Below are 24,580 nucleotides of genomic sequence, written 5' to 3'. Positions count from 1 at the left end.
TCAGGATTCCCTAAGTATCTTCATATATTGATGAACAGAGAACTAAAATGATGAAATTTAAATTATTACTGTGGATGCTGACTAAGCTTTTACAACGAGCTGTGAAAAATAACCCAAAATGTGCTGCTTATGTGAAAGATAAAAATGTCACATTCCAAATTCAAACGGCTAGTGGTGAAGGACGTTATTTTGAAGTCAAAAATGGCAAAATAAAGTCTCATACTGGTCGAAGTAAATCCCCAAGTTTTACATTCACTTTTAAAAATGGCAGTACAGGTTTTGCTGTGCTATCAGCTAACGATAGTGTTAATACATTTTTAACAGCCCTTAGAAAACAGGATCTTGTGATTACTGGAAACTTTGTCGATGTCATGTGGTTTCAAAGTCTAGTCGACTTTATTCAACCTCAGCCTAAATCATCTTCAACTTTGTGAGCGAAGCCCATGACTGACTTGCCATTAAAAACAAATCTCCTGAATCAGCCTTTAACGTTACCGAATGGTTTCGTAATTCCAAATCGTTTGGCTAAGGCAGCAACCAGTGAAACGCTAGCGACCTATTCCAATAACCCAACTGAAAAGCATATACGACTATACCAGCGTTGGGCGGCATCAAGGGTTGGCATGATTATCACGGGCAACATTATGATCGACCGACGTGCTTTAGGGGAGCCTGGGAATGTTGTGATTGAAGATGAACGGGATTTTGTAATTTTACAGCAATGGGCAACAACGGTGACTGATCAAGGCTCCCAATTATGGGCACAACTCAATCATCCTGGAAAACAATCCCCAAAAGGATTAAATTCACGAAACATTTCTGCTTCAGCAGTGCCATTTGGGGCCGAAATGCGATCATTATTTGCAACGCCAGATGAAGCAACCCATCAAGAAGTACTAGAGATCATTCAGCGCTTTGGTCGTAGTGCGTTGATATGTAAAAAGGCTGGATTTAGTGGTGTTGAGATACATGCTGCACATGGTTATTTGATTAATCAATTCTTATCACCATTACACAATCTAAGAAATGATGAGTGGGGAGGTACTCCAGAAAATCGTCGTAAGTTTTTAATGGAAGTCTATGCAGAAATTAGAAAACAAGTAGGGGCATATTTTCCAATTGCGATAAAGCTTAACTCAGCGGATTTCCAAAAAGGTGGATTTACAGAAGAGGATTCTCTAGCAACCATTAAAGCATTATCTAAAGCAGGAATTGATTTAATTGAAATTTCAGGCGGTACTTATGAGTCAGGTGTAGCTAAAGCACCTCAAAAAGCATCAACTATTGCTCGTGAAGCATTCTTTATTGATTTTGCTGAAAAGGTTAGGGCGCAGGTAAAAACACCATTAATGGTGACAGGTGGCTTTAGGAGTGTTGAAGGTATGAATCAAGCTTTAGGATCAGATGCTTTTGATGTAGTTGGGATTGCTAGACTGATGGCAATTGATCCTGATGCTCCCAAATATCTATTAGCAGGAACCAATAGTGAGCAAACAGTTCAACCAATTAAGACTGGCATAAAAAAGATTGATCAACTTGGGGTTATGGAAGTACTTTGGTATACCCAACAACTTAATCGCATTGCCAAGGGAAGTAATCCAAAACCTAAGGAAAGTGGCTTATGGGCATTTATCAAATCAGTTTTACGTAGTGGTTGGGGAACTTACAAAACACAGCGTACTCGAATCAAATAATAATTTAGTATTTAAATTTATAAAAAAGCACTCTCACAGGAGTGCTTTTTATTATTCAGCTTTTTGGTGAATAGTTCGAGATCCAATTTCAGCACCTGTCACTTTATCAATTACAATCGGTTGAATTTCTGTACCTTGTTCAGCATCAAGAAATATAGGCATTTTCTCAGGATTTTTAAAAGGTTTATGCTTACGACCCCATGCACCTATTACAAATAAAACGGGTAAGAAATCTTTGCCTGCTTGAGTTAATACATATTCTTCACGTGGTGGATGTTCAGAATATTGTCGTTTTTGAAGTAATCCTTCATCTACTAAAACGGACAAACGTTTAGTCAGCATCGTGGGAGCAATGCCTAAACTTTTACGAAATTGATCAAAGCGTGTAAATCCTGCATGTGCATCACGTAGAATTAACATACTCCAAGCATCACCAAGAACAGATAGGCTTCTTGCAATTGGACAAATTTCAAGATTGGTATTTTTAGTCATAAAATTAACAAACTTTATAGTAACTACTTAAATGATATTAACATGGTTGGTTTTTTTAAACTATTAAAATTGGCAATTAAGAGCCATATAGATACATTGTATTTAGATTGATTGCATTCTCTTAACAGTATGAGCGGTTAAGTTTACGAGATGGGATTAATTTGTAAAAGATGTTTAGTTTAAACAAAAAAATTGATGAGTAGAGGAAAGTAACTGAAATTTATTAGAAGTCTTTGCATATTAGACCTCTTTCATAAATCATTTTTCACTCAGCTCCAAATTATAGATTCCAGCGATTAAAATAAATCTCAAACCAAGTCTTTTCCCTCTATTTCGATAACGTTCGGCAAGGATCCTGAAGGTTTTCAGGCTGCCAAATACATGCTCAATACCTATTCTTCTTCTATTCATTTCCTGATTAAAAACTTTTAATTCGGGATCCAATTTAAAGCCTCTTTTTGCTTTTAATGGGCTTTGTTGCACAAAGGTTTGAAAGACAATGCTACCCTAATTGAGCTAAATTCAAGTGACAACTTGGGTATGAGGTCGACCTAATTCTGTGAATTTATTCAAAACTGCTACACGTGCATGAATCTCATTCACCTGACTAGGAAAACTCCTTGCTGTTAATTTATCGCCTAATAATTTGATGCAATGCATTTTGGTTTCCACTAAACTTCGACGATGATAACCAGACCATTTTTTCCAAAGTGACCTACCTAGCCGTTTGACTGTTTTTAATAATTCATTCCTCTCTAAAGATCTCAATTTCTTATCTTTCCAAAGTTTTGCATTCTTCCTAGGTGGAATGACTGCATGTGCATCTCGATCTAAAATGACTTGTCGGCAGTGCTTTGTGTCATAAGCACCATCTGTATAAACTGAATCAATTCGTTCATCCAACGGAATTTGATCAAGCAAATCACCAAGTACCTGTGAATCACTCACATTGTTTGTTATGAGCTGAACTGCTCGTATTTGAAGGGTCTTAGCATCTATACCAATATGAAGTTTGCGCCATTGGCGACGATATTCAGGCTGATGTTTCTTACGCTTCCATTCGCATTCACCTAAAAATTTTAACCCTGTAGAATCGACGAGTAGGTGTAATCCATCACGACTTTTCTGATAGCTTATCGCAATATCAATATGCTTTTGTCGTCTACATAGGGTGGAGTAATCTGGTGCTGTCCAATTCAAACCACAGAGTTTAATCAGGCTTTGAGAAAAGCCAGTGACCATACGTAAAGAAAGACGGAATAGAGATTTGATCATTAAACAGCATTGAATCGCTGTATCGGAATAAGTTTGATTTCGTCCATGCTTGCCTTGTGGCTGTGCATACCATTCGGTTTTGGGATCAAACCAGATTGAAATATTTCCTCGCTTGATTAAAGCTTGGTTATACGAGGACCAATTGGTTGTACGGTAGATTTTAGGGGCAGGCTTCTTCATCTGGAAATTATATTGCTGAAGAAACCTTCAAGAATAGCTTTGTGCAACAAAGCCAATTAGAACTATAAAATGTCAACAGACCCAATTGATTGTTAAATTTTTTCTAAAAAAGTCTGAATAACTTCACGAGATTTGCTCACTAATTTTTTTGCATAAAGTTTGTTATCTTCTCTTAATTGAGGGATTGATAAGCCTGCATATCGTATCTCACAAGTATGACCAATCAACCACTTCTCAAAACTTTCTTCAATCATTTCAAGATGAAATTGTAAGGCTAGAATTTTATTTCCTACTGAAAATGCCTGATTCGGATAAATGGTTGAACTAGCGAGTAAAGTCGCATTATTTGGTAAGTCAAAAGTATCACCATGCCAGTGTAAAACTTTGATACTTTCAAGTGATGTTAAGACATTACTATCACTATCTAATAACTTAATTTCTAATTCGTTCCAACCTATTTCCTTTTGATGTCCTGCATATACTTTAGCACCAAGCGCATGCGCAATAAGTTGTGCACCTAAGCAAATACCTATGGTAGGTTTGTTTTCTAGCAATCGCTGCTTCAGACCTTCAAGTTCATCCTTTAGAAAAGGATAGTCCTCTGTTTCATATACACCAATTGGACCACCTAAAATAATAGTGAGTCCTTCATAATTGAAAGCTAGTGTTAGATCATCAACACCAGCTTCAAAATATCGGACACGAAAACCAAAATCATAAAAAATATCTTCTAAGGAACCTAAATCTTCAAAGGCAAGATGTTGAATCGCATATATTGTTTTAGGAAGAGATGTTTGTAGGCTCATATCAATACTTCTTGTTTATTCAGGGTAAATCATAACGGTTCAATACATGATTATATTCAAAAATAAATAAGTATTAATGTTGTTTAGTCGTATTCCAATCAGATAATAATAATCCGTATTGTAATAAATCATGGTGTTGATTTGACCAATAGCCTGCTTCTCTCAGCAAACCTTCATTCCTAAAACTTAAATTTTCAATTAAACGAAGAGATTGTGCATTTTTAGGATGAATGAGCGCTTCGATTCGATTTAACTTCATTTCGGTAAAACCCCACGGGATAATTGTATTTAGTGCTTCAAACATGTAGCCATTCCCCCAAGCAGATGAAACAAGTTCATAGCCAATACTACATTTTTTCCAATTTGTGTCCCAACGGAACAGCCCACAAGTTCCGATTAAATGGTCTTCGCCTTTTAGCTGAATACCCCATCTTGTACCTGGGTTAGCCTGAATTCTCCAGTTTGCAAAAAGTTCGATAATGCTTTGTGCTTGTTCTGATGATTGGACTGGATTTGTACCAAACCAACGCATTGCTTCAGTATCACTGTAAATTTCAAAAATTTGTTGAATATCAGTCTGAGTAATTTCACGTAGAATCAGTCTTTTGCTTGTAAGCGTAGGGAAGGGAGTCGATGGCATCGTTATTTGTCTTAAAAAAGTAATTGAGATGAATCTGTTTGTTGAATGTTAGGAACTTGATGTTCATCTTTTAAATCAACGCCAGAAAAACCAAGCTGTTTTGAATTTTTCATCAACTTAATCAAGCGTTGTGTTGCAATTGGGATACTTAGTCCAGCGTTTCGAACATTTGAAATACAATTACGTTGGGCATCTGTCGAACCTGTATGCGCATCCCATGTATAGTACACGCCCATGCTATCTGGAGAGCTTAATCCTGGGCGTTCGCCGATGAGCATGACCAGCATAGGTGCTTTTAAAATTCCCGCGACATCATCTCCTAAAGCGACTCTACTGCCAGTTGCAATGATGACAGGAGCAAGTGTCCAATCTTGTTGTTGAATTTGTTTTGCTAAAGACAGAATAAAAGGTATTGCATTTGATTCGATTGCACGGGCAGATAATCCATCTCCTACAACAATACAAACATCGTATTTCTCAGCTTTATTGCTAAATTTATTTACTAAGCGTTCTTTTGAGTCTTTCGATAATTGTCGCCCTAAATCAGGTCGCTTGAGATATGTTTGTTTGTCTTTAGCATTACTTTCTACATGGATACTTTCTATAAACTGCTTAGATAAATGTTCAGATAAATAATGAGTATCTAATTTCTGGTAAACAGCATCCTGAGCTTGAGCATGCGCTAATTGAAAATCTAATAATACTTTGGTTGGCAAACTACATCCCGTACGACCCAAAGCGATTCTTGCATCTGTAAATTGCTTTAGTTTTTCCCATTGGTCTTGATGTGTTGATGATGGGTATTGAATATCAGGACTCAGCTTCATAGTATTGCTCCTAGTTCATGAGTAAACGAGAGAACTGTTCAGGCATTTGTTCTGCCCAATGAATATGGGCATTTTGCTGTTTAAAAATACCTTGTTGTTCTAGCCATTTAGAAAATTCAGGGGCAGGTTTCAGGCCCAATAATTGTCTTAAATACAATGCATCATGGAAAGATGTCGTTTGGTAGTTCAACATAACATCATCCGAACCAGGTATACCCATAATGAAGTTCAGACCAGCAGCACCAAATAGAGTGAGTAATACGTCCATATCATTTTGATCAGCATCAGCATGATTGGTATAGCAAATATCACAACCCATTGGTAAGCCGAGTAGTTTTCCACAAAAATGATCTTCTAACCCAGCTCGAATAATTTGTTTACCGTTATAAAGATATTCAGGTCCAATAAAACCAACAACTGTATTGACTAATAAAGGTTGATATTTTCTCGCCACTGCATAAGCCCGTGTTTCTAGTGTTTGCTGATCAACTCCATGATGAGCATTACTTGAAAGCGCGCTGCCTTGTCCAGTTTCAAAGTACATGACATTATTTCCTAGAGTTCCTCGGTTTAATGCCAAAGTCGCCTCATAACCTTCTTGTAATAACGCTAATGAGATACCAAATCCTTCATTGGCACGTTGTGTTCCTGCAATGGACTGAAACATCAAATCAATAGGTACATTTCTTTCAGCTAATTGAATTCCTGAGCTAATGTGGGTGAGAACGCATGATTGAGTTGGGATTTGATATTCTTGAATCACATGATCCAAAAGCTTTAAAAGTTCGGTTAGATTATGTAAATTATCTGTTGCAGGATTAATCCCTATAACAGCATCGCCATTACCATACATTAGACCATCTAAAATACTCGCAGAAATACCTAATACGTCATCCGTTGGATGATTGGGTTGTAATCGAGTGGAAAGATGACCTTTTAAACCAATTGTATTTCGAAACTGGGTAATTACTTCGCACTTGCTTGCGACATAGATGAGGTCTTGGTTACGCATGATTTTACTTACAGCAGCAACCATTTCTGGAGTGAGTCCAGATGCTAAAGTAGTAAGTGTTTCTGAAGTTGCCTGCTCGCTTAGCAACCAGTTGCGAAAATCTCCGATAGTAAAATGTGAGATAGGATTAAATGCCTGAGCATTATGCTCATCTATAATCAATCGTGTCACTTCATCGATTTCATAGTCGACGACAGCCTCATTGAGAAAAGTTTTTAAGGGAAGATCAGCCAATGCCATTTGTGCTGCAACGCGTTCAGTTGCATCGAATGCAGCAACACCCGCAAGTTCATCGCCTGAACGTAAAGGTGTTGCTTTTGCCATAAGTGTTTTCAAATCTGCAAAATGATATTGTTGATTGGCAACTATAATTCGATAGCTCATTTTTTATCCTTAATCTTTATAGTGTTTTCTCGGTAGCTTTAATATTTGCAAACTCTTCTTCTGGCGTACCTTTTACTAAATGATAACGGCTATAGAGTAAAAAGTAAGCAATAAAGCATGCATAAATAAGTGCTGCAATGAACCATATTTTCGGATTAACAACAAAGCCTGCAACGACGGCAGCAATTGCCATGATAAGTGCGAGAGAGGAAGTTATGATTCCTCCTGGGGTTTTATAAGGGCGAGGCATAACTGGTTTGGATAAACGAAGCTTAATATGAGAAAGTAAAATGAGGACATAAGAAATTGTTGCACCAAACACGGCAATTAAGATTAATGAATCACCTTCTTTAGTCAAAGACAGCAAGAAGCCAATAATCCCTGGAATAATGATAGCTAAATAAGGTGCTTTATTTTTATTGGTTAATGATAATGATCTTGGTAAATATCCAGCACGAGACAAAGCAAAAATTTGTCTTGAATATGCGTAAATAATTGAGAAAAAACTCGCGATTAAGCCTGCTAAACCGACAAAATTAACAAATGTAGCAACCCATATTTCAGTTCCATACACTTTGATCAGAGCATCGACTAACGGGGCGCCTGAGTTTTGTATATTACTTGCACCCGCAGCGCCTACGCCTAATATCAAAATAAGCAGTGCGAAAGCAGTTAAAATAAACATCGCACCCATGAGTCCGCGTGGTAAAGATTTCGCAGGATCTTTGGTTTCTTCGGCAGCAAGTGGTACGCCTTCAACTGCTAGGAAAAACCAAATTGCGAATGGTACAGCAGCCCAAATACCGATATAACCATGTGGAAGAAAAGCGCTGGCTCCAAATGCATTACCGACAGGTATATCAAATAAATTTTGTAGATTAAAATGAGGTGCCATAGCGGCAATAAAAACCACTAGAGCAATAACAGCAATAAGCGTAATGGCAAATATAATTTTAAGTGCCTCACCAGCACCTTTTAAGTGAATTCCCATAAAGACGAGATAGCAAAATAGATACACCATCCAACCATTTAAACCAAATAACGACTCACAATATCCGCCGATGAAAACAGCAATTGCAGCAGGGGCGATCGCGTATTCAATTAAAATGGCAGTTCCTGTTAGATAACCTCCAAGAGGACCGAAAGCTGCACGCGCAAAACTATAGCCCCCACCAGCAGTTGGCATCATTGTCGACATTTCAGACATCGAAAGACATAAACATAAATACATGATCGCAACTAGAACGGTTGCTATAAACATTCCACCCCAACCACCTTGAGCAAGACCGAAATTCCAGCCAGCAAAATCCCCAGAAATGACGTAGGCTACACCCAAACCGATCAGAAGAACCCATCCGACCGTACCTTGTTTCAATTGTCGTTGTGAAAAATATTCAGCTGATGAGATTTCAGTTTGGGAGGAGGTGCTTGATACAGTGTTTGATTGATTCATACAAGATTACTCATCAGAGTGAATTTATATCAAACAGTGCAAAAGTAATGCCTAATTTTTTAGAAAAAATCTAATAGTCTGCTTTTTTTATTCCAAATGATAAAAATAGTAATTTTTTCAGAAGCTTTTGATTTTAATGATGACTGAATTGAAACCTTAGGAATTAATCTATCGTGCAACTATCTATAATTTATCTAACAAATATAGGGGTGCGCACCAAGATGATGCGCAACACAGAATAAAAAGAACTTCAATATATTTGTATATATGAAGCTCTTTTATAAATTAACTTTTAGAAAAATGAACTCTAAGCGATCTTTTGATCAAGCCAATCAAATAATGCCTGATAGACTTTTTCACGAACAGGAGGTGAGGACAATACAAGGTCATGCAGACCATTGTGTATTGCGAGTGTTTGTATATCACCTTTCATTTTTTTAGCGTTATTCGTCATGTCTTTAACGTCAAGAATAACATCACTTTGTTGTGCATCTAATCCCCATTTTCTAGGGTATTTAGATTGATGCGAGTGCATAATCAATGTTGGGATATTTAATCTAATGCCTTGATGTACTTCTTTTTGAGCTTCATGGATTGCGTGCACAAAGCACAATCGAACAAATGGAACCGATTTTGGTTTCCAATTTAAATTGAAGTCCCATTCTCCATAAAAGTCTTGATGTAAACTTGGTGTGTACCATTGATTTAAACCGCTTGGAAATTTTGCGTTGGGTAAACGTTTGCCAATTTCACTTAAAACAGGAATTCCAACTTTTTTCTCTAAGAGACTTTTATAAAAATCATAAAATGGACTATTGGTCCATAAGGCTTTAATTAGACGATGGTCTGGATAATGTGCAGCGTACAACGTAGTAATTAAGCCGCCAGTTGAATGTCCTGCAAGTAAAACTTGGTTATGGTTTTCTTGACCAATGATTTCCAGTGCTTTGCTTATTTCAGCATCATACTCACGTAAATCAAGGACATAATAAAGCTTTTGATGCGGTAATTTTGAACGTCCATATTTTCTTAGGTCAAGGGCATAAAAATCATAACCATGTTCATTGAATTGCTCAGCCATTTCTTTTTGAAAGAAATAATCAGCAAAACCGTGGATATATAAAACTGCCTTCTTTGTTGCTTGTGTTGTTTTTTTTCTAATTAATGTTGCAATGACTTTACCATCGTAGTCATCAGCAAAATTCAAAGTCATTTTTTGGTAAGCATCACCCAATATATCTGTTTGATATGTATAAAGATTTGAAGTAGGCATTTTTATATCAAGTCTGAATTCATTTACAAACACATTAAATGAAAACCTTTGGATGTCAATGTAAAAATGAGATATACCGAGTTCTCAAATACGCTTTGAGTTTTTAATTTTCATAAAAAATCGTTAAGCTATGTGCTGTTGTTTTTGACTGACGAAATTATGAAACAAGAAACTGCACTAAATTTACTAAAAGCTGGAGAAAATGTTTTTTTAACGGGTTCGGCTGGTGCAGGTAAAACGTACACACTTAATCAATATATTCATTATTTAAAAGCACGAAAAGTTCCTGTTGCGATTACCGCTTCTACTGGAATTGCCGCGACTCATATGAATGGTATGACCATTCATACATGGGCAGGCATAGGTATTAAAGACAGTTTGAGTGATGATGATCTCAAGCGTATGAAAGAGCGTAAATATTTAAAAGAGCACCTAGAAAATGCCCAAGTTTTGATTATTGATGAAATTTCAATGTTGCATGCTAAGCAACTGAACTTAGTGAATCAGGTCTTAAAATACTTCAAAGAAAGTGATGAAGCTTTTGGTGGTATCCAAGTTATTGTCGCTGGAGATTTTTTCCAATTACCGCCAGTTGGTAAAAAAGAAGAAAGCAATCGAGATAAATTTTGTTTTATGTCAGATGCATGGGTAGAAGCGAAATTTCGAGTTTGTTATTTGACTGAACAACATCGTCAAGATGATGAAACGCTCAATAAAATTCTGAATGCAATCCGTGCTCAGAATATTCAAGATCATCATGTTAGTGCCTTACAGCAATCACGTCAGCACGATATTGGCGATACCTTTACTCGTCTCTACACTCACAATATGGATGTTGATAACATCAACTATCAACACTTGAATGAGATTGATAACGAAAGCCATCAATTTAATGCTGTACTTGATGGTAATGACAAGTTGATTGAAACGCTAAAATCCTCAGTTCGCGCACCAGAAGAGTTAACGCTTAAAAAACATGCCAAAGTGATGTTTGTTAAAAATAATTTTGATATGGGATATATCAACGGCAGTTTGGGTGAGGTGATTGGCTTTGAAGAAGATGATAAACAGGGCATTTTACCTAAGGTAAAATTAACTGACGGAACAACGCTGTTAGTTGAACCTGAGACGTGGTCAATTGAAAATGAAGCAGGTAAAGCAATTGCGAGTTTTCAACAAATTCCATTACGTTTAGCTTGGGCAATTACCATTCATAAAAGCCAAGGTATGACATTAGAAGCAGCAGAAATTAATTTAACGCATACTTTTGAAAAAGGTCAGGGTTATGTGGCTTTATCACGATTAAAGTCCATGACAGGACTGAAACTGCTCGGATTTAATGAACAAGCACTTGAATTAGATAGTTTAGCGATTAAAGCTGATCGTCGTTTTCAAGAACTATCTAAGGAAGCTGAAGTTAATTTTGAAAATATTGACTTAACCACACAACACAATGCATTTATTCGACATTGTGGTGGTACATTAAATGCGACAGAAATTAATCGTAATGAAAAGAAACTTTCTAAAAGCACTAAGCAAAATTATGCAGCAGCAACACTAGACGAAACGCGTGCATTATTTGAAGATGGATATGAAATTGAAGATATCGCACATGAACGTGGCTTAACCCCAGCTACGATTATTAACCACTTAGCGCGTTTACAAAAAGAACAAGGCTTAGATATTTCAGTTGCTAACCCTGGCGAAGAAGTTATTGAAGAAGTCCGTAAAATTTATAAACGCTTACATAAACGCAAGAATCCTGAACATTTTACCGATGATGGTGCAATCAAGTTGCGCCCAATTGTTGAAGCAACAAGTCCACGCATGGCTTATGATCAAGTCCGTCTAGCACTTTTATTTATTGAATAGGAAGTTAAAATGCCTCATCTGATTGCTCACTATTCAGCAAATTTAATTGAATTAGATCAGCATGCTTTACTCAAAGTCGTGAATACTGCATTGATTGAAACTGATTTATTCAGTGCTGATGATATCAAATCGCGCATTTTTAAAGATGACGTGTTTTTGATTGGTTTAGAAGAAAATCAAGAAGCCTATATTCATCTGAAACTTTATCTTTTGAGTGGACGAACTGAAGCGCAAAAACAAGTGGCGGGTGAGGCGTTACTTGGTGTACTTGAGCAAAAAAACTATATGAAAGCTAAGATCGAAAACTCGATACAAGTTTGTGTCGAGGTCATTGATATGCCACGAGAGTTTTATTTTAAAGCGATAATTGAGCCATAATTAGAAAGTAAAATTCGGAAAGAACTTTGACGAATTGATGTAAAAGTTAGTTCTTTGATCTAAAAAACTTCAAAACTTTGTTTACTATGTACATGATTCAGATTTTGATTACAAACTTTTATTATTTCAATAGTTTGTGAGCTCTGCTAAAACAGAGCCACATTAAAGAGTTTCGATATCCACATATTGCCGAATCAAATTATCATCTAACATATGTACATAATCTAAAAATGCTACATTGAAGCTACCCACAGTCTGAGCGTGTTCAAATGCCAGTTTTCCTGCAATTGAAAAATGAATATGTGAGGCGAGGGCAGCAATTGTGGGGTTGCTTACAGCGTTATATGCTGCTGTTAATGCCCCTAACGCACAACCTGTTGCTGTGATTTTAGGTTGCAAATAGCAACCTCCATTCACCTGAATAACGCAATCAAAATGTTTGGAAATGATGTAATCAGACTGACCAGAGATTGCTATACAGTCAGCATGCCGTAGTAAATTTTTTGCTTGGGCATAAACATCTTGACTGTTTAATGTAGTGTCTACACCCTTAGATTGATTTTGACTGCCTGCTAGCGCACTTATTTCTGAGGCGTTGCCACGAATAATACTCGGTTTAAATTCTAAAAGTTGTTCAACAGTTTCACTACGCCATTTTAAAATTGCACCATAACCCACTGGATCAAGTATCCAAGGGACTTGATGTTGTTGAGCAGTTTTAGTTGAAATTAACATGGCTTGAGTTTGTTCAGTTGTTGGCGTCCCTAAATTAATACTCAAGGCAGAACTGATTTTTGTAAAATCTTCTGCTTCAAAAGGATTATCAATCATTGCAGGTGATGCACCTGCTGCAAGTAAAATGTTCGCGACATAATTACTGGCTACGCTATTGGTGATACATTGTACAAGTGGTGTTTGACTCTGCAAGGAATGCCATGCTTCTATGACTTGTTCAATTAATTGTTGTTTTTGTGACATTTTGCAGCCCCTTGAATGCACTCAAAAAAGGTATTTTAACGTGTAAAATAATGATCTTGATGTTTACACTTACGACAAATGAGCGAAACATAGTCATCTGCATCATAATCCACAATAAGATCATTTGAACCACAATACATGCAACGTTTGACTGAATAAAAATTAAGTCTAGGTTCTATTTTTCGCCAAGATTTCCAAATCGGCTGAAAGAAAACACTTTCATCATAACCTAGTAATTTAAATAGTAAAATCTCACTCATTTTACTCAATGGAATATTGTGTGGTCTTGGTAAAGTTGTGGTTTCCCAGCGTTCTGCTAAGGCACGTTCACGATATTGTTCCAATGTTTTTTTCAGTAAATTGGTATTAATAAATTTATCATTTCTAGGTTGTAATACCTTTTGTTTGTGTAAGTATTCCAATGCTGTTTGGATTAAATAATAAATTTGTCCCACTGCTAAGCCTTCCATTAAACGATAGCAAAAGGCTTGGAAGGCGCGATTCCCAGCAATTTTAATCCCCCAAGTTCTACAGTAAAACTGCATAAATTGAACAATTTCTTGATAGAGCACTAAATAAAGTACATCCTTCACTTCATCAGTGCTTTTAAAAGGGATGCCTAAGCTTAAATTTTGATAAAACCAATTACGTAATTGTTGAGCGATACTATAAAGACTCGGATCAGAATATCCATCGAGTCGAATATTTAAATAAAAATGTTCAGTTTCACTGGTTGAATCTTTTAACTTAAAGATGCCAAGTTTAACCAACTCTTGAACGATTTGATTTTGAAATAAATAATTGGGTGTGAAATCATAGTACTTAATTTTTTGCCAATGGATCATTTCATCATGTTGGACATCTTCGCGGGCATAATTATCGAGCAAGCTAAGTAAAAATAATTTATGTAAAAAACTCAGCTGATTTAAGCTATAAACCACTTCATCCTTGATTTTGTATTTTCGTTGTTCTTGTAAGATTGTCTGTTGAGTTTGCTTTTTTCTCTGTGCAGTACATTGAGCACAGTGGCAATTTAACTTACTGTCGCTTTTAAAAACGCGGTGCTGACAATGACTGCATTCATGAAATTGAAATTCTTGTGAATATTGTTCTGCTTCGATCCAAAACATGGAGGCTTGGCATAAAGGGCAATGGCTACTTTCATCTAACTGTTTTTGTAGAATCTGTAAATCCATTCAAATAAAACTCACTTGCTATAAACCTAAGATTATACATGTTGGATGATCCTTGAGATGGAAAGTTTATACTTAAAAAAAGAAAACCTAAAATAGGATGCAATCCACTGAAATTTATATAAAAGTTATTTAGACTACTTTGTATTTTTTGAAAATATAGTAAATTTCTACGTCAATTAAAATTACATTTGAATCTTAACTTAAAAAATTGAAAAGGAATGGGGAAATGGGCGTATCATCGAAAGTAAAACAGGAAAAGTATATAAAGGAAAAGCACGTTTAAATAATGATGGTAAGCGTTTAAATATGCGCGGTTATGTTGGGATTTCAGCTCTGGGTCGGACTGTGGTATGGATTAGAATAGACAGTGCCAACCCATAATCATTTATTATTAAATGTGTGAATTGCTTAAAATTTTAATGAATATTAAGCAATTAAATATCCATTAGTCTTGTTGACTGTCTGGGTTCATTAGAATAAAAGTGTATAGGAAGGATTGCTTTGCATTAAGGAGAAATTTATGCAAAAAAACTCACTCATGAAAGGAATCATGGGAATTTCTTTTGCTTTATGTACAACAACAACTTTTGCGATTACTCCTGAGGGTTTTTGGAAAAGTATTGATGATCGTACTGGTCAACAGCTTTCGATTGTAGAAATCAAAAAGAAACCAGACAATACATACACAGGAACGATTGTATATCGCTATCCAGTTTTAGGTGGTGGAACTGTATTGACTCATTGTGTGAAATGCCCTGAGCCATATAAGAATAAACCCATTTTAGGCTTACAAATTGCTTCTGATCTAAAAGAAGATCCAAAAAAGCCAAATCATTATATTGATGGTCGTATACTAGAGCCTAAGACAGGCAATATTTATAAAGGCAAAGCTCAACTAAGCCCAGATGGAAAACGTTTGCGTATGCGAGGATACATGGGTATTTCTGCGCTTGGACGCACTCAAGTATGGATTCGAACTGACAGCGCGAACCCTTAGGCTTTGCTAAAATTTATTTGATTAATAATGAGAAAATTATGATAAATCGTATACTTATGAAAGGAATCATAGGCGTTTCGATTGCTTTTATAAACATCACTACTTCTGCAACTTCTATTGAGGGCTATTGGAAAAGTATTGATGATCGTACCAGTGAACAACTTGCAATTGTTGAAATTAGAAAAGTTGAGGATGGTACATATCGTGGTAAGACTGTTTATATTTATCCAAGCGTAAGAAAAGGAGCAGACGTTACACATTGTGTAAATTGTCCACCGCCTTATACAAACAAACCACGTTTAGGTTTGGAGTTCATGACACAAATTATTCAAGATCCTAAAGATCCAAATAATTATATAAATGGAAAATTGCTAGATCCAGCTACTGGTAAAATTTATAAAGGCAAGGCTCGTTTGAGTATTGATGGCAAAAGATTGAAGTTAAGAGGCTATATTGGAGTCTCAATGCTAGGACGTTCAATCGTTTGGATTCGTACCAATAGTCCAAATCCTTAATGAGATATATTTAATTTGTAGAATGCCTTAGGGATCACTTTTGGCATTTTTTTTCTGCTAAAGAATCATGATTGTTGTATTAAATTTTAAATAAAAACTGTCACTTAGTGTACAAATGAACTGTAGCGTACAGTGTAACTTAAATAAAAATGTGATACTTTTCGAATATTAAACTTATAAAGATGAATAAGTTACTTTTTTAAATGACGGGGTCAATATGCTAAATCGTATACTCATGAACGGAATCATGGGAATAACTATTGCTTGTGCAAGTGTGTCAACTTTTGCTGCTTCTATCGAAGGTTATTGGAAAAGTATCGAAGAACGTACTGGAGAACAGCTTTCTATTGTCGAAATTCGCAAAGGAAGTAATGGACGTTTTCATGGAAAAATTATATATCGTTATCCAAACTCACATGGCATCGCACTCACAAATTGCACTAAATGTGCAGCACCAAACACGAATAAGCCAATTTTAGGTTTGGAGATATTATCTGGATTTAGAGAAGATCCAAATAAACCAGACTCTTATATTGATGGTCGTGTTTTAGAACCGACTTCAGGTCGAGTTTATAAAGGTAAAGGTGTTGTGACTGGCGAAGGTAAGCGTTTACGTATGCGTGGATACATGGGTGTTTCCGCACTTGGTCGTACTGTGGTGTGGATCAGAACTGATAGCCCAAATCCTTAAAATAATTTAAGCCTAAAAAAACCTCGAAGTTTCGAGGTTTTTTGTTGATTGATGATTAAACAGGGCATGGTAAATTTTCGTCCTCCTGACCAATTTTTTTTGCAGCAATAAGTGCTTGTACCTTTTTACTTGGTAATTTTTCTTTGCCAAGCGCGTCGTATGTATTCACAATATTGGTTACTTCTAATGCCGTTAGTTCAATTCCTTCTGCTGTTAAAAAAACCGAGATTACGTGGTGATCAACACCTGCCTTTGCAAGATCGTGGATCGCTTTAATATTTTCTAAACGATATAGATGTGCTTTCAATTCCATAGTCGTAGCCCTCGCTTGTTATTTTATATACCTACATTGGCATATATGATTAAGCAATAACCGTGCACAAAATGTTAAGTTGAAGAAAAAAATGTAAATTAAGCGATGAAAAGGGCGGGCTTCTGTATTTTTTATTTAAGAATAGAAAACTATGTTGTAATTTTGTCTAAACGAACCTTAAATTCTGCTCTTGTATTTGAAAAAAGAACAATAAACATCATAAAACTCTTAAATGAGATAGTTGTGTCTAAAGACAGGTTTTATAAGTTGGCGTATGATTTGCTAATCAAGAAGTCTTGCCAACAAGACCATCTAATGACATGACGAAAGATAAGGAATACTGATGAATATCGCTGCGCAACCTCCTGTACAAGCAGATCAAACCATTTATTTGAAAGATTATCAAAAACCATCTTTTTTAGTTGAATCAATTAATTTAGATATTCAAGTCTATGATGATCATACGATTGTTGATTCAATATTGGTGATGAAGCGTCAAGCTAGTGGAGCATTAGTATTATTAGGACGTGATTTAGAGCTGAAATCCATTCAACTCAACGGTAAATTATTAACTGCTGATCAGTATGAGCTAGATGCAGAGCAATTACAGATCACTGATGCACCAGATGAGGTCATTATTCAAACTCAAGTGATCATTCATCCAGAATCAAATACTCAACTGGAAGGTTTATATAAGGCGGGCGATCTATTTGTTACCCAAAACGAACCCGAAGGTTTCCGCAAAATTACTTTTTATCCAGATCGTCCAGATGTTTTGTCAGTATTCACGACCCGTGTTGAAGCAGACAAAAAATATCCTGTTTTATTGGCAAATGGTAATTTACTTGAAACGGGTGAGGCTGGTGAAGGTCGTCATTTTGCAATTTGGCAAGACCCAACCAAAAAACCAAGTTATTTATTCGCCTGCGTCATAGGTGATTTAGCTGTATTGAGAGATCGTTATACAACTTCTGAAGGTCGCGATGTTGCCTTAGAAATTTACGCGATCGAGAAAGATATTCCAAAATGCCATATTGCGATGGAAGCATTAAAGCATTCGATGCGTTGGGATGAGGAACATTATGGTCGTCCTTATGATCTCGACAATTATATGATTGTTGCAGTTAGCCAATTCAACATGGGGGCGATGGAGAATAAAGGTTTAAATATCTTTAATACCTCTTGTGTACTCGCTGATGAAGAATTTACGACTGATGCAGCAATCATGCGTGTTCAATCAGTAATTGCACATGAATATTTCCATAACTGGACGGGTAACCGTATTACTTGTCGCGATTGGTTCCAGCTTTGTTTAAAAGAAGGTTTGACTGTATTTCGAGATCAATCATTCTCTGAAGATTTACAGTCGGCAGCAGTACAGCGTATCGATGATGTTGCTGTATTAAAAGCACATCAATTTCCTGAAGATGCGGGTCCATTATCTCATCCCCCACGTCCAGATCATTTTGTCGAAATAAATAACTTCTACACAGCGACGGTTTATGAAAAAGGGGCGGAAATTAACCGCATGATGGCAACACTTTTAGGTAAAGAAAAATACCGTAAAGGCACAGACGAATATTTCTTTCGCCATGATGGTCAGGCTGTAACAGTTGAAGATTGGGTTGCAGCACTCAGCGTAGGGTCTGGTGTAGATTTATCAAATTTCCTGACGTGGTATAACCAACCGGGTACACCTAAGCTAGAAGCGAAAGGTGAATATAATGCAGCTGCAAAGACCTATCGTTTGAGCTTCAAACAAAGCTTAAAAGCACATCCGAAGTATCCAAACTTAAAAGCTGTTCCAATCCCAGTTGCTTTAGCATTGTTCAATGCAAAAACGGGTGAGCAGTACACTTTGCATAGTGCTGATCTATTCGTAAATGATGTGAAAGATGGCGTTTACTTATTTGATCAAGATGAAGTTACTATTGAATTTTCAGATGTGACCGAACAACCAGTCGCTTCATTACTACGTAACTTCTCTGCGCCTGTAAATCTAAGTTTTGATTATTCTAATGATGATCTAGCGTTCTTGATTCAACATGAAACCAATGGTTTTAACCAATGGCAAGCGACTCAAACGTTGCTAGAACGCATTTTATTAGAAGATCATCAAGCAGATACCTACATCCAAGCAATTAAAAATACGTTGCCTGATTTGGTTAATAAAGATCCTTTGCTTGCATCACGTTTGTTTGATGTACCAAGTGAAAGTTATTTGGGTAGCCGTATCGATCAAGATTATGAACCTGAGTTAGTACGCGAGAAACGTGAAGCAGTTATAAATCGTTTGGCGCGTGAACTTGGCTCGTTCTGGAAAGAAACCTATTTAGCGCTTGATCCTGACTTGCAGAAAGAATTTTCTTTGGCAATGGGTGTACGTGCATTGAAAAACATCATGTTAAATATGTTGGCACGTCAAGGTGATGAATCTGCTTTCGATTTGGCTTATCAGCAATATCAGCAAACAGGGAATATGTCTGAGCGTTTAGGTGCTTTGCGTGTTCTCGTGTGGAATGATGCACGTCAAGCTCAATCGGTACTTGATGATTTCTATAATCGTTTTAAAGATGAAGCTTTATCTTTAGATCAATGGTTTACCATTCAAGCATCTAATCCTAATGCCACTGCTGAAACCATTGGATATCTCACCAAGCATCCTGATTATGATTTAGGTACACCGAATCGTATTCGCTCAGTGAGTGGTGGATTATCTAATAGTCCAGTGAATACATGGAGTTTTGGCGTTGAACATTTCATCAATCTAGCAACTTATTTAGATGAGAAAAATCCAATTTTAGGTTCTCGCTTATTACAAGTATTGTCACGTTGGTATACCTTAGCTGAACCTCAGCGTTCGCAGGTGCAGCAAGCACTTAAAGCGATGCAACCAAAGGTTAAATCGAAGAATGTATCTGAAACATTAAATTCTTTACTCAGTATTTAATCTAAACTAAGTTTTAGCTTTAACCACAATCGTTTACGGTTGTGGTTATTATTTTTTATTCAGCATTTATAGAATTTCCCGCAATTAAAAAATTATAAAAAAAATAGAAATGGGAGCATTATAGGAATAATGACACATGGCTTTGAGTGTATTTGATCTTTTTAAAATCGGTGTAGGTCCTTCAAGTTCACATACTGTCGCACCGATGCGAGCAGCATATCGTTTTGTCGAGGTATTGCAACAACGCCGTGATTTAGAAAAGGTCAAACAGATTAAAATTTACTTATACGGTTCATTATCTTCAACAGGAATTGGTCATGCTACAGACAAAGCAACTTTACTGGGGCTAATGGGGAATGATCCTGAGACAATCAATATTTCAGCAAGTGATTTAACTCTAGAGCGCGATTTAAAATCTAAAATTTTAAAAATTGCAGGTATTCACCAAATTCCGTTTGATGCGAATCAAGACATCCTCTTTATCGATGAAGCTTTGCCGTATCACCCGAATGCAATGAAAATTATTGCATTTGATCAGCAAGATAATGAAGTCTATGCCAATACTTATTATTCGATAGGCGGAGGTTTTATCTTAGATGAGAGTCATATAGGCCAAGGAAGTTTTATTGAAGATAAAACTCAGATTCCATATCCATTTCAAAGCGCAAAAGAACTGTTAGCACTTTGCAAAAAGCATCAGTGCAGTATCAGTCACTTGATGTTAGAAAATGAGAAAAGCTGGCGAACTGAAACTGAAATACGTGCCAAAATCATGGCAATTTGGCAAGTGATGCAATCTTGTATTCAAAGTGGTTTACAGCATGATGGCATTTTGGCAGGTGGATTAAATGTAAAACGTCGTGCGAAAAGTATTCACCAACGTTTATTAAGAAAAGAACATAGCAATCTGATCGCGACCACCTTTAATGCAATGGAATGGGTAAATTTATTTGCACTTGCAGTAAATGAGGAAAATGCAGCAGGTGGAAGAGTCGTGACTGCACCGACCAATGGAGCGGCTGGAATTATTCCCGCAGTTTTATCCTATTACGTGAATTTTTCCGAAGATGAATCTGAGGAGACGATTGTAAAATTCTTTTTAAGTGCCGCAGCAGTTGGGATTTTATGTAAATTGAATGCTTCTATTTCTGGAGCAGAAGTGGGCTGTCAGGGTGAGGTCGGTTCAGCATGTGCAATGGCTTCAGCAGGTTTAGCTGAAATTTTAAATGGAACACCTGATCAAGTTGAACATGCTGCCGAAATTGGGTTGGAACATAATCTAGGATTAACTTGTGATCCTGTGGGTGGCTTAGTACAAATTCCTTGTATTGAACGTAATGCCATTGCTGCTGTAAAAGCGATTAATGCTGCACAGATGGCGCTCAATGGTGATGGCCAGCATTATGTTTCTTTGGATAAAGTCATTCAAACTATGAAAGAGACAGGTAAAGACATGTCCGATAAGTATAAAGAAACCTCGAAAGGTGGTTTAGCTGTAAATTCGATTGAGTGTTAAATACCATATAGACGATTGCTAAGCTGACATAAAAAAAATTGATAAAAAAGGATATTGATGGATATCCTTTTTTATTTGACAATTTGTATTGTCATAAATAGTATGTGATGAAATCTAATACGAAGATGGATCGCTGAGATGGAAATAAAAACAATCACATTACCCACCCGTGACATAGAAGTAGAAGTTTATACACCTGCTGAAAAATCAGATAAAGTGCCTGCAATTTTATTGCTACATGAGTTATTTGGCGTACTTGATGTTTATCGTGAAGATGCTCAAGATTTAGCAGATCGTGGTTATTTGGTTTATGTACCCAATTTATTTAGTGGTGGTGCAGTTAAATACTGTATTCGCGCAATGGTTAGTAAGGCTGGGCGTATAAATGCTGCGGATAGTGATGTTAATCAAGAAATTCATGTGCTACTTGATGCATTAAAGGCTGACCCACGCTCAAATGGTCGACTTGGTATGCTTGGTCAATGCTTGACAGGTGGCTACGTTATCCAAATGGCAAAACGTGCGGATATGCTTGCACCTGTGGTTTATCATCATTCTTTGGGCATTCAAGGTGCAGGTGTACCGAAAAAAGAATCCTTGGATGACATACGAATCTTACAAGGTCATTGGTCAACTGTAGACCCATTTTGCCCAGCAACGAAACGTAATAAACTGATAAATCAGTTAGGAGATCGTGTAGAGGCTTATACTTATAATATGCCACATGGCTTTCGAAGTGTAAGTCGTGGCTTACCTGAGGCGAAAATTGTATGGCAGCGAACGGTTGATTTTTTCGATCGAGAATTAAAACAAATAGGCGTATAAATGTTATTCTCAAAATAGATCATGAATAAGTGTTTATTTTTATAAAAAATAAAAGGTGAGAGAAAATGTCTTCTAAATATGAATATGCTGGTTTTTGGATACGTGTTGGCGCAGCCATTATTGATTCAATTATTGTTGCAATTGCTTTAATTCCGATTGCGATGATTGTGGGATGGAATAGCACTTATACTTCTGGAATGAGTTCTGGGTTAGAGTGGGCATGGCAACTTCTTTGCGCGGTATTTTATATTTTCTGTTGGATTAAATTTGCAGGAACACCAGGTAAACGTCTATTACGTTTAAAAGTTTTAGATGAAAAATCAGGTAATCATGTAACAGTCGGTCAGGGGATTATTCGCTATATAGGCTACATACCTGCAACACTTGTTTTATTTATTGGACTTATTTGGGTTGCGTTTGATTCTAAAAAACAAGGCTGGCATGACAAAATGGCAAAAACTGTTGTAGTCAGAGAGCTTTAATTTAGAGCGAAATTTTATCATGTAATAAAAAATTCATATGATAGGGCTTGTGAATCAATTCGCATGTCCTATAATGCCGTTGAGTTTATTCACGGAGATCCTAAATGGGAAGTTGTTCGAGGTTCGGGTTTAATAAAGGATTAAGCCAAAGCGAATACTGAGCAAGTGAGTTATTTAGGTCGGCTATCTTGCAATGAGATAGCTTTGCTAAAAATTATCTAAACCTTCCAATAAAATTTTGCTGTATCCACAAAATTTATTCTATTGACTACGTCCTGTTTAGTTTCTCACCTAAAATAGGGAGAAGCCTATGTTTTTTCATGCTTCCATTCAATGGCTTGTTGTTCTTAACGTATTTATTTTATGTGGATTATTGCTGCCCCAAAAGAGTAAGGCTGGCCCACTCATCAACACCGATGATATTTCTATAACAGCTGCACAGCAGTGTCAGCTAGAAAGTGCCTATAATTATAATCAAGACGGAACGTGGTCTTATCAAGTCGTACCTGCCTGTAATCTCAATCAAAATTTAGAAGTATCTTTAGGTTATCACTCAAGTAAAGATCACGATCAGATTCATGGCTTTTCGCTTCAAGCGAAAAGTATTTTAAAGCCAATCGAAAATGATTGGGGTATTGCTAGTAGTTTACAGCTATCACGTGATGATGTAGCTCATCATGGGGATTTAAACTGGTTTTTGAATGTTCCAGTCAGTTTTCAACTCTTAGATCAACGTTTAGCATTGGATACCAATCTCGGTTATCAACAAGCCGATGAGCGTCTAGTTCGCTGGGGAATTGCTTCAACTTATACGCTGACCGAGCATGTTGGTGTAACACTTGAAACTTATAATCAAGACCGTCAAGCGCCATTTTTTCAAACAGCGCTGCAATACAGTTTGATTCCGAATGTACTTACTTTAGAAGCTTCCTTTGGCGATCGTCTACATCGTTTAAAACAGCATTGGTTTGGACTTGGTTTAAGTTATACACCGTCATCATAATGAGCTTAAATTCAGTTGATCTATTATTAGACTTATTGATAAAAATATAGGTGTAAGATGCAATTAAAATTTTTACAAAATATTGATTTATCGAATATTGCTGACACTTTGGTCAGTCTATCTGTTGCTTTTATTCTCGGTGCATTAATTGGTTTTGAACGTCAGTATCGACAACGTACGGCTGGACTCAGAACCAATGTTTTAGTCGCTGTTGGTGCTGCAATTTTTGTCGATATTGCCACCAATTTAACGGGTGCAGAAGGTGCAGTTCGCGTGATTGCCTATGTGGTTTCAGGTATTGGTTTCTTGGGTGCGGGTGTGATTATGCGCCAAGAAGGCAATATTCATGGTTTAAACACGGCAGCGACCTTATGGTGCTCTGCAGCCGTTGGAGCTTCCGCGGGTTCAGATCTTATTATTGAAGCAATACTGGCAACGGCTTTTATTTTGGCAGCCAATACTTTGCTAAGACCGATTGTTCATGCAATAGACCGTCGTCCATTAGATGACGAAACTGAAGTGTTACATGTGATTTATATCATTTGTGATCGTGTACAAAGTAAAGTTGTAATGGATGAATTAAATCTGACGCTGAAACATCATAATTATCCAGCCAAAGATATTGAAGTCACTCCATTTGGTGAAAAGGAAGTGGAAATTGAGGTGACGTTGATTGCGACTTCGATCGAAAGTGAAGATGCACAGCATATTATTAATCATTTGAATGCGATGCCACAGATCCGTCAGGCATTTTGGGATAAAAATGCCGTAACATAATATTTGTGTATCACGGTTTTAGATTTTTTAGCTATTTAAAATCATTTATTT

The 24,580-nt window shown here is 36.7% G+C and carries 25 protein-coding genes and 1 pseudogene; 14 read left to right on the top strand and 12 right to left on the bottom strand.

The window, feature by feature from the left end:
• The first annotated feature begins 47 nt into the window (after positions 1-47).
• Both NGC85_RS10615 and NGC85_RS10610 read left to right on the top strand, forming a co-directional pair.
• Positions 48-434, top strand: coding sequence for a helicase (locus NGC85_RS10615; RefSeq protein WP_254730990.1), 387 nt, complete (start codon positions 48-50; stop codon positions 432-434).
• A 9-nt stretch (positions 435-443) separates the two neighbouring features.
• Positions 444-1,694, top strand: coding sequence for an NADH:flavin oxidoreductase/NADH oxidase family protein (locus NGC85_RS10610; RefSeq protein ID WP_254730988.1), 1,251 nt, complete (start codon positions 444-446; stop codon positions 1,692-1,694).
• A gap of 51 nt (positions 1,695-1,745) precedes the next feature.
• Here the strand turns inward: NGC85_RS10610 and NGC85_RS10605 are convergent, their stop codons facing one another.
• The 9 genes from NGC85_RS10605 to NGC85_RS10565 all read right to left on the bottom strand — a co-directional run bounded on the left by NGC85_RS10605 (position 1,746) and on the right by NGC85_RS10565 (position 10,036).
• The gene (locus NGC85_RS10605) at positions 1,746-2,186 is read right to left on the bottom strand and encodes a helix-turn-helix domain-containing protein (RefSeq protein WP_254730986.1); all 441 of its coding nucleotides are present in this window, start codon (positions 2,184-2,186) and stop codon (positions 1,746-1,748) included.
• Positions 2,187-2,444: 258 nt separating this feature from the next.
• On the bottom strand, positions 2,445-2,669 hold the full coding sequence (locus NGC85_RS10600) for a transposase (protein WP_277560653.1): 225 nt from the start codon (positions 2,667-2,669) through the stop codon (positions 2,445-2,447).
• Between the two features lie 39 nt (positions 2,670-2,708).
• Positions 2,709-3,641 (bottom strand): IS5 family transposase, encoded by a 933-nt coding sequence (locus NGC85_RS10595; protein ID WP_254730984.1) that lies wholly within the window; start codon positions 3,639-3,641, stop codon positions 2,709-2,711.
• A gap of 92 nt (positions 3,642-3,733) precedes the next feature.
• The gene (locus tag NGC85_RS10590) at positions 3,734-4,447 is read right to left on the bottom strand and encodes a glutamine amidotransferase (RefSeq protein ID WP_254730982.1); all 714 of its coding nucleotides are present in this window, start codon (positions 4,445-4,447) and stop codon (positions 3,734-3,736) included.
• Between the two features lie 73 nt (positions 4,448-4,520).
• Complete coding sequence (locus NGC85_RS10585; RefSeq protein ID WP_254730980.1) at positions 4,521-5,087, bottom strand: GNAT family N-acetyltransferase; 567 nt, start codon at positions 5,085-5,087, stop codon at positions 4,521-4,523.
• Between the two features lie 11 nt (positions 5,088-5,098).
• Positions 5,099-5,914 (bottom strand): ethanolamine ammonia-lyase subunit EutC, encoded by an 816-nt coding sequence (gene eutC / locus NGC85_RS10580; protein WP_254730978.1) that lies wholly within the window; start codon positions 5,912-5,914, stop codon positions 5,099-5,101.
• 10 nt (positions 5,915-5,924) lie between these two features.
• Positions 5,925-7,310, bottom strand: coding sequence for an ethanolamine ammonia-lyase subunit EutB (locus tag NGC85_RS10575; protein ID WP_254730976.1), 1,386 nt, complete (start codon positions 7,308-7,310; stop codon positions 5,925-5,927).
• Between the two features lie 16 nt (positions 7,311-7,326).
• Complete coding sequence (eat, locus tag NGC85_RS10570; RefSeq protein ID WP_254730974.1) at positions 7,327-8,763, bottom strand: ethanolamine permease; 1,437 nt, start codon at positions 8,761-8,763, stop codon at positions 7,327-7,329.
• A 307-nt stretch (positions 8,764-9,070) separates the two neighbouring features.
• Positions 9,071-10,036, bottom strand: a complete 966-nt coding sequence (locus NGC85_RS10565; protein WP_254730972.1) for an alpha/beta hydrolase — start codon at positions 10,034-10,036, stop codon at positions 9,071-9,073.
• A gap of 159 nt (positions 10,037-10,195) precedes the next feature.
• On the opposite strand from NGC85_RS10565, the gene NGC85_RS10560 reads away from it, so the two are divergent.
• Positions 10,196-11,908: an AAA family ATPase gene (locus NGC85_RS10560; protein WP_005053387.1), complete on the top strand. Its 1,713-nt coding sequence runs from the start codon at positions 10,196-10,198 to the stop codon at positions 11,906-11,908.
• A 9-nt stretch (positions 11,909-11,917) separates the two neighbouring features.
• Positions 11,918-12,286 carry a 5-carboxymethyl-2-hydroxymuconate Delta-isomerase gene (locus tag NGC85_RS10555; protein WP_254730970.1) on the top strand — a complete coding sequence of 123 codons (369 nt, stop codon included), beginning with the start codon at positions 11,918-11,920 and terminating at the stop codon, positions 12,284-12,286.
• Positions 12,287-12,448: 162 nt separating this feature from the next.
• Here the strand turns inward: NGC85_RS10555 and thiM are convergent, their stop codons facing one another.
• Both thiM and NGC85_RS10545 read right to left on the bottom strand, forming a co-directional pair.
• Positions 12,449-13,264 carry a hydroxyethylthiazole kinase gene (gene thiM / locus NGC85_RS10550; RefSeq protein ID WP_254730968.1) on the bottom strand — a complete coding sequence of 272 codons (816 nt, stop codon included), beginning with the start codon at positions 13,262-13,264 and terminating at the stop codon, positions 12,449-12,451.
• Between the two features lie 35 nt (positions 13,265-13,299).
• Positions 13,300-14,460, bottom strand: coding sequence for a hypothetical protein (locus NGC85_RS10545; RefSeq protein WP_254730966.1), 1,161 nt, complete (start codon positions 14,458-14,460; stop codon positions 13,300-13,302).
• A 219-nt stretch (positions 14,461-14,679) separates the two neighbouring features.
• Here NGC85_RS10545 and NGC85_RS10540 point away from each other — a divergent pair.
• The 4 genes and pseudogenes from NGC85_RS10540 to NGC85_RS10525 all read left to right on the top strand — a co-directional run.
• Positions 14,680-14,841: pseudogene (locus tag NGC85_RS10540) on the top strand (DUF2147 domain-containing protein); the annotation flags it as partial.
• A 139-nt stretch (positions 14,842-14,980) separates the two neighbouring features.
• Positions 14,981-15,457 carry a DUF2147 domain-containing protein gene (locus tag NGC85_RS10535; protein ID WP_005053396.1) on the top strand — a complete coding sequence of 159 codons (477 nt, stop codon included), beginning with the start codon at positions 14,981-14,983 and terminating at the stop codon, positions 15,455-15,457.
• A gap of 38 nt (positions 15,458-15,495) precedes the next feature.
• On the top strand, positions 15,496-15,972 hold the full coding sequence (locus NGC85_RS10530; protein ID WP_254730964.1) for a DUF2147 domain-containing protein: 477 nt from the start codon (positions 15,496-15,498) through the stop codon (positions 15,970-15,972).
• 217 nt (positions 15,973-16,189) lie between these two features.
• On the top strand, positions 16,190-16,663 hold the full coding sequence (locus NGC85_RS10525) for a DUF2147 domain-containing protein (protein ID WP_005053400.1): 474 nt from the start codon (positions 16,190-16,192) through the stop codon (positions 16,661-16,663).
• A 55-nt stretch (positions 16,664-16,718) separates the two neighbouring features.
• On the opposite strand, the gene NGC85_RS10520 is transcribed toward NGC85_RS10525, so the two are convergent.
• Positions 16,719-16,976, bottom strand: coding sequence for a hypothetical protein (locus NGC85_RS10520; RefSeq protein WP_005053401.1), 258 nt, complete (start codon positions 16,974-16,976; stop codon positions 16,719-16,721).
• 343 nt (positions 16,977-17,319) lie between these two features.
• Here NGC85_RS10520 and pepN point away from each other — a divergent pair, with 343 nt between their 5' ends.
• From pepN to NGC85_RS10490, 6 genes are all read left to right on the top strand, one after another.
• Positions 17,320-19,926: an aminopeptidase N gene (gene pepN, locus NGC85_RS10515; RefSeq protein WP_254730962.1), complete on the top strand. Its 2,607-nt coding sequence runs from the start codon at positions 17,320-17,322 to the stop codon at positions 19,924-19,926.
• Between the two features lie 136 nt (positions 19,927-20,062).
• Positions 20,063-21,442 (top strand): L-serine ammonia-lyase, encoded by a 1,380-nt coding sequence (locus tag NGC85_RS10510; protein WP_254730960.1) that lies wholly within the window; start codon positions 20,063-20,065, stop codon positions 21,440-21,442.
• A gap of 138 nt (positions 21,443-21,580) precedes the next feature.
• Entirely contained in the window at positions 21,581-22,267 is a 687-nt protein-coding gene (locus NGC85_RS10505) for a dienelactone hydrolase family protein (RefSeq protein WP_254730958.1), read from the top strand.
• A 65-nt stretch (positions 22,268-22,332) separates the two neighbouring features.
• Positions 22,333-22,749, top strand: coding sequence for an RDD family protein (locus NGC85_RS10500; protein WP_005053405.1), 417 nt, complete (start codon positions 22,333-22,335; stop codon positions 22,747-22,749).
• 310 nt (positions 22,750-23,059) lie between these two features.
• Positions 23,060-23,752, top strand: coding sequence for a hypothetical protein (locus NGC85_RS10495; RefSeq protein WP_254730956.1), 693 nt, complete (start codon positions 23,060-23,062; stop codon positions 23,750-23,752).
• A gap of 57 nt (positions 23,753-23,809) precedes the next feature.
• Positions 23,810-24,529: an MgtC/SapB family protein gene (locus NGC85_RS10490; protein WP_254730955.1), complete on the top strand. Its 720-nt coding sequence runs from the start codon at positions 23,810-23,812 to the stop codon at positions 24,527-24,529.
• The last annotated feature ends 51 nt before the right edge of the window (positions 24,530-24,580 follow it).

The sequence above is a fragment of the Acinetobacter sp. Z1 genome (assembly GCF_024296945.1).
GTDB classification, from domain to species: Bacteria; Pseudomonadota; Gammaproteobacteria; order Pseudomonadales; family Moraxellaceae; genus Acinetobacter; species Acinetobacter beijerinckii.
This window is presented reverse-complemented; position numbering and strand designations above follow the sequence as displayed.

Bases quoted from the DNA above. Each gene is read 5' to 3' on its own strand.
- NGC85_RS10615 (WP_254730990.1), top strand. From the start codon at position 48: ATGATGAAATTTAAATTATTACTGTGGATGCTGACTAAGCTTTTACAA.
- NGC85_RS10610 (WP_254730988.1), top strand. From the start codon at position 444: ATGACTGACTTGCCATTAAAAACAAATCTCCTGAATCAGCCTTTAACG.
- NGC85_RS10605 (WP_254730986.1), bottom strand. From the start codon at position 2,186: ATGACTAAAAATACCAATCTTGAAATTTGTCCAATTGCAAGAAGCCTA.
- NGC85_RS10595 (WP_254730984.1), bottom strand. From the start codon at position 3,641: ATGAAGAAGCCTGCCCCTAAAATCTACCGTACAACCAATTGGTCCTCG.
- NGC85_RS10590 (WP_254730982.1), bottom strand. From the start codon at position 4,447: ATGAGCCTACAAACATCTCTTCCTAAAACAATATATGCGATTCAACAT.
- NGC85_RS10585 (WP_254730980.1), bottom strand. From the start codon at position 5,087: ATGCCATCGACTCCCTTCCCTACGCTTACAAGCAAAAGACTGATTCTA.
- eutC (WP_254730978.1), bottom strand. From the start codon at position 5,914: ATGAAGCTGAGTCCTGATATTCAATACCCATCATCAACACATCAAGAC.
- NGC85_RS10575 (WP_254730976.1), bottom strand. From the start codon at position 7,310: ATGAGCTATCGAATTATAGTTGCCAATCAACAATATCATTTTGCAGAT.
- eat (WP_254730974.1), bottom strand. From the start codon at position 8,763: ATGAATCAATCAAACACTGTATCAAGCACCTCCTCCCAAACTGAAATC.
- NGC85_RS10565 (WP_254730972.1), bottom strand. From the start codon at position 10,036: ATGCCTACTTCAAATCTTTATACATATCAAACAGATATATTGGGTGAT.
- NGC85_RS10560 (WP_005053387.1), top strand. From the start codon at position 10,196: ATGAAACAAGAAACTGCACTAAATTTACTAAAAGCTGGAGAAAATGTT.
- NGC85_RS10555 (WP_254730970.1), top strand. From the start codon at position 11,918: ATGCCTCATCTGATTGCTCACTATTCAGCAAATTTAATTGAATTAGAT.
- thiM (WP_254730968.1), bottom strand. From the start codon at position 13,264: ATGTCACAAAAACAACAATTAATTGAACAAGTCATAGAAGCATGGCAT.
- NGC85_RS10545 (WP_254730966.1), bottom strand. From the start codon at position 14,460: ATGGATTTACAGATTCTACAAAAACAGTTAGATGAAAGTAGCCATTGC.
- NGC85_RS10535 (WP_005053396.1), top strand. From the start codon at position 14,981: ATGCAAAAAAACTCACTCATGAAAGGAATCATGGGAATTTCTTTTGCT.
- NGC85_RS10530 (WP_254730964.1), top strand. From the start codon at position 15,496: ATGATAAATCGTATACTTATGAAAGGAATCATAGGCGTTTCGATTGCT.
- NGC85_RS10525 (WP_005053400.1), top strand. From the start codon at position 16,190: ATGCTAAATCGTATACTCATGAACGGAATCATGGGAATAACTATTGCT.
- NGC85_RS10520 (WP_005053401.1), bottom strand. From the start codon at position 16,976: ATGGAATTGAAAGCACATCTATATCGTTTAGAAAATATTAAAGCGATC.
- pepN (WP_254730962.1), top strand. From the start codon at position 17,320: ATGAATATCGCTGCGCAACCTCCTGTACAAGCAGATCAAACCATTTAT.
- NGC85_RS10510 (WP_254730960.1), top strand. From the start codon at position 20,063: ATGGCTTTGAGTGTATTTGATCTTTTTAAAATCGGTGTAGGTCCTTCA.
- NGC85_RS10505 (WP_254730958.1), top strand. From the start codon at position 21,581: ATGGAAATAAAAACAATCACATTACCCACCCGTGACATAGAAGTAGAA.
- NGC85_RS10500 (WP_005053405.1), top strand. From the start codon at position 22,333: ATGTCTTCTAAATATGAATATGCTGGTTTTTGGATACGTGTTGGCGCA.
- NGC85_RS10495 (WP_254730956.1), top strand. From the start codon at position 23,060: ATGTTTTTTCATGCTTCCATTCAATGGCTTGTTGTTCTTAACGTATTT.
- NGC85_RS10490 (WP_254730955.1), top strand. From the start codon at position 23,810: ATGCAATTAAAATTTTTACAAAATATTGATTTATCGAATATTGCTGAC.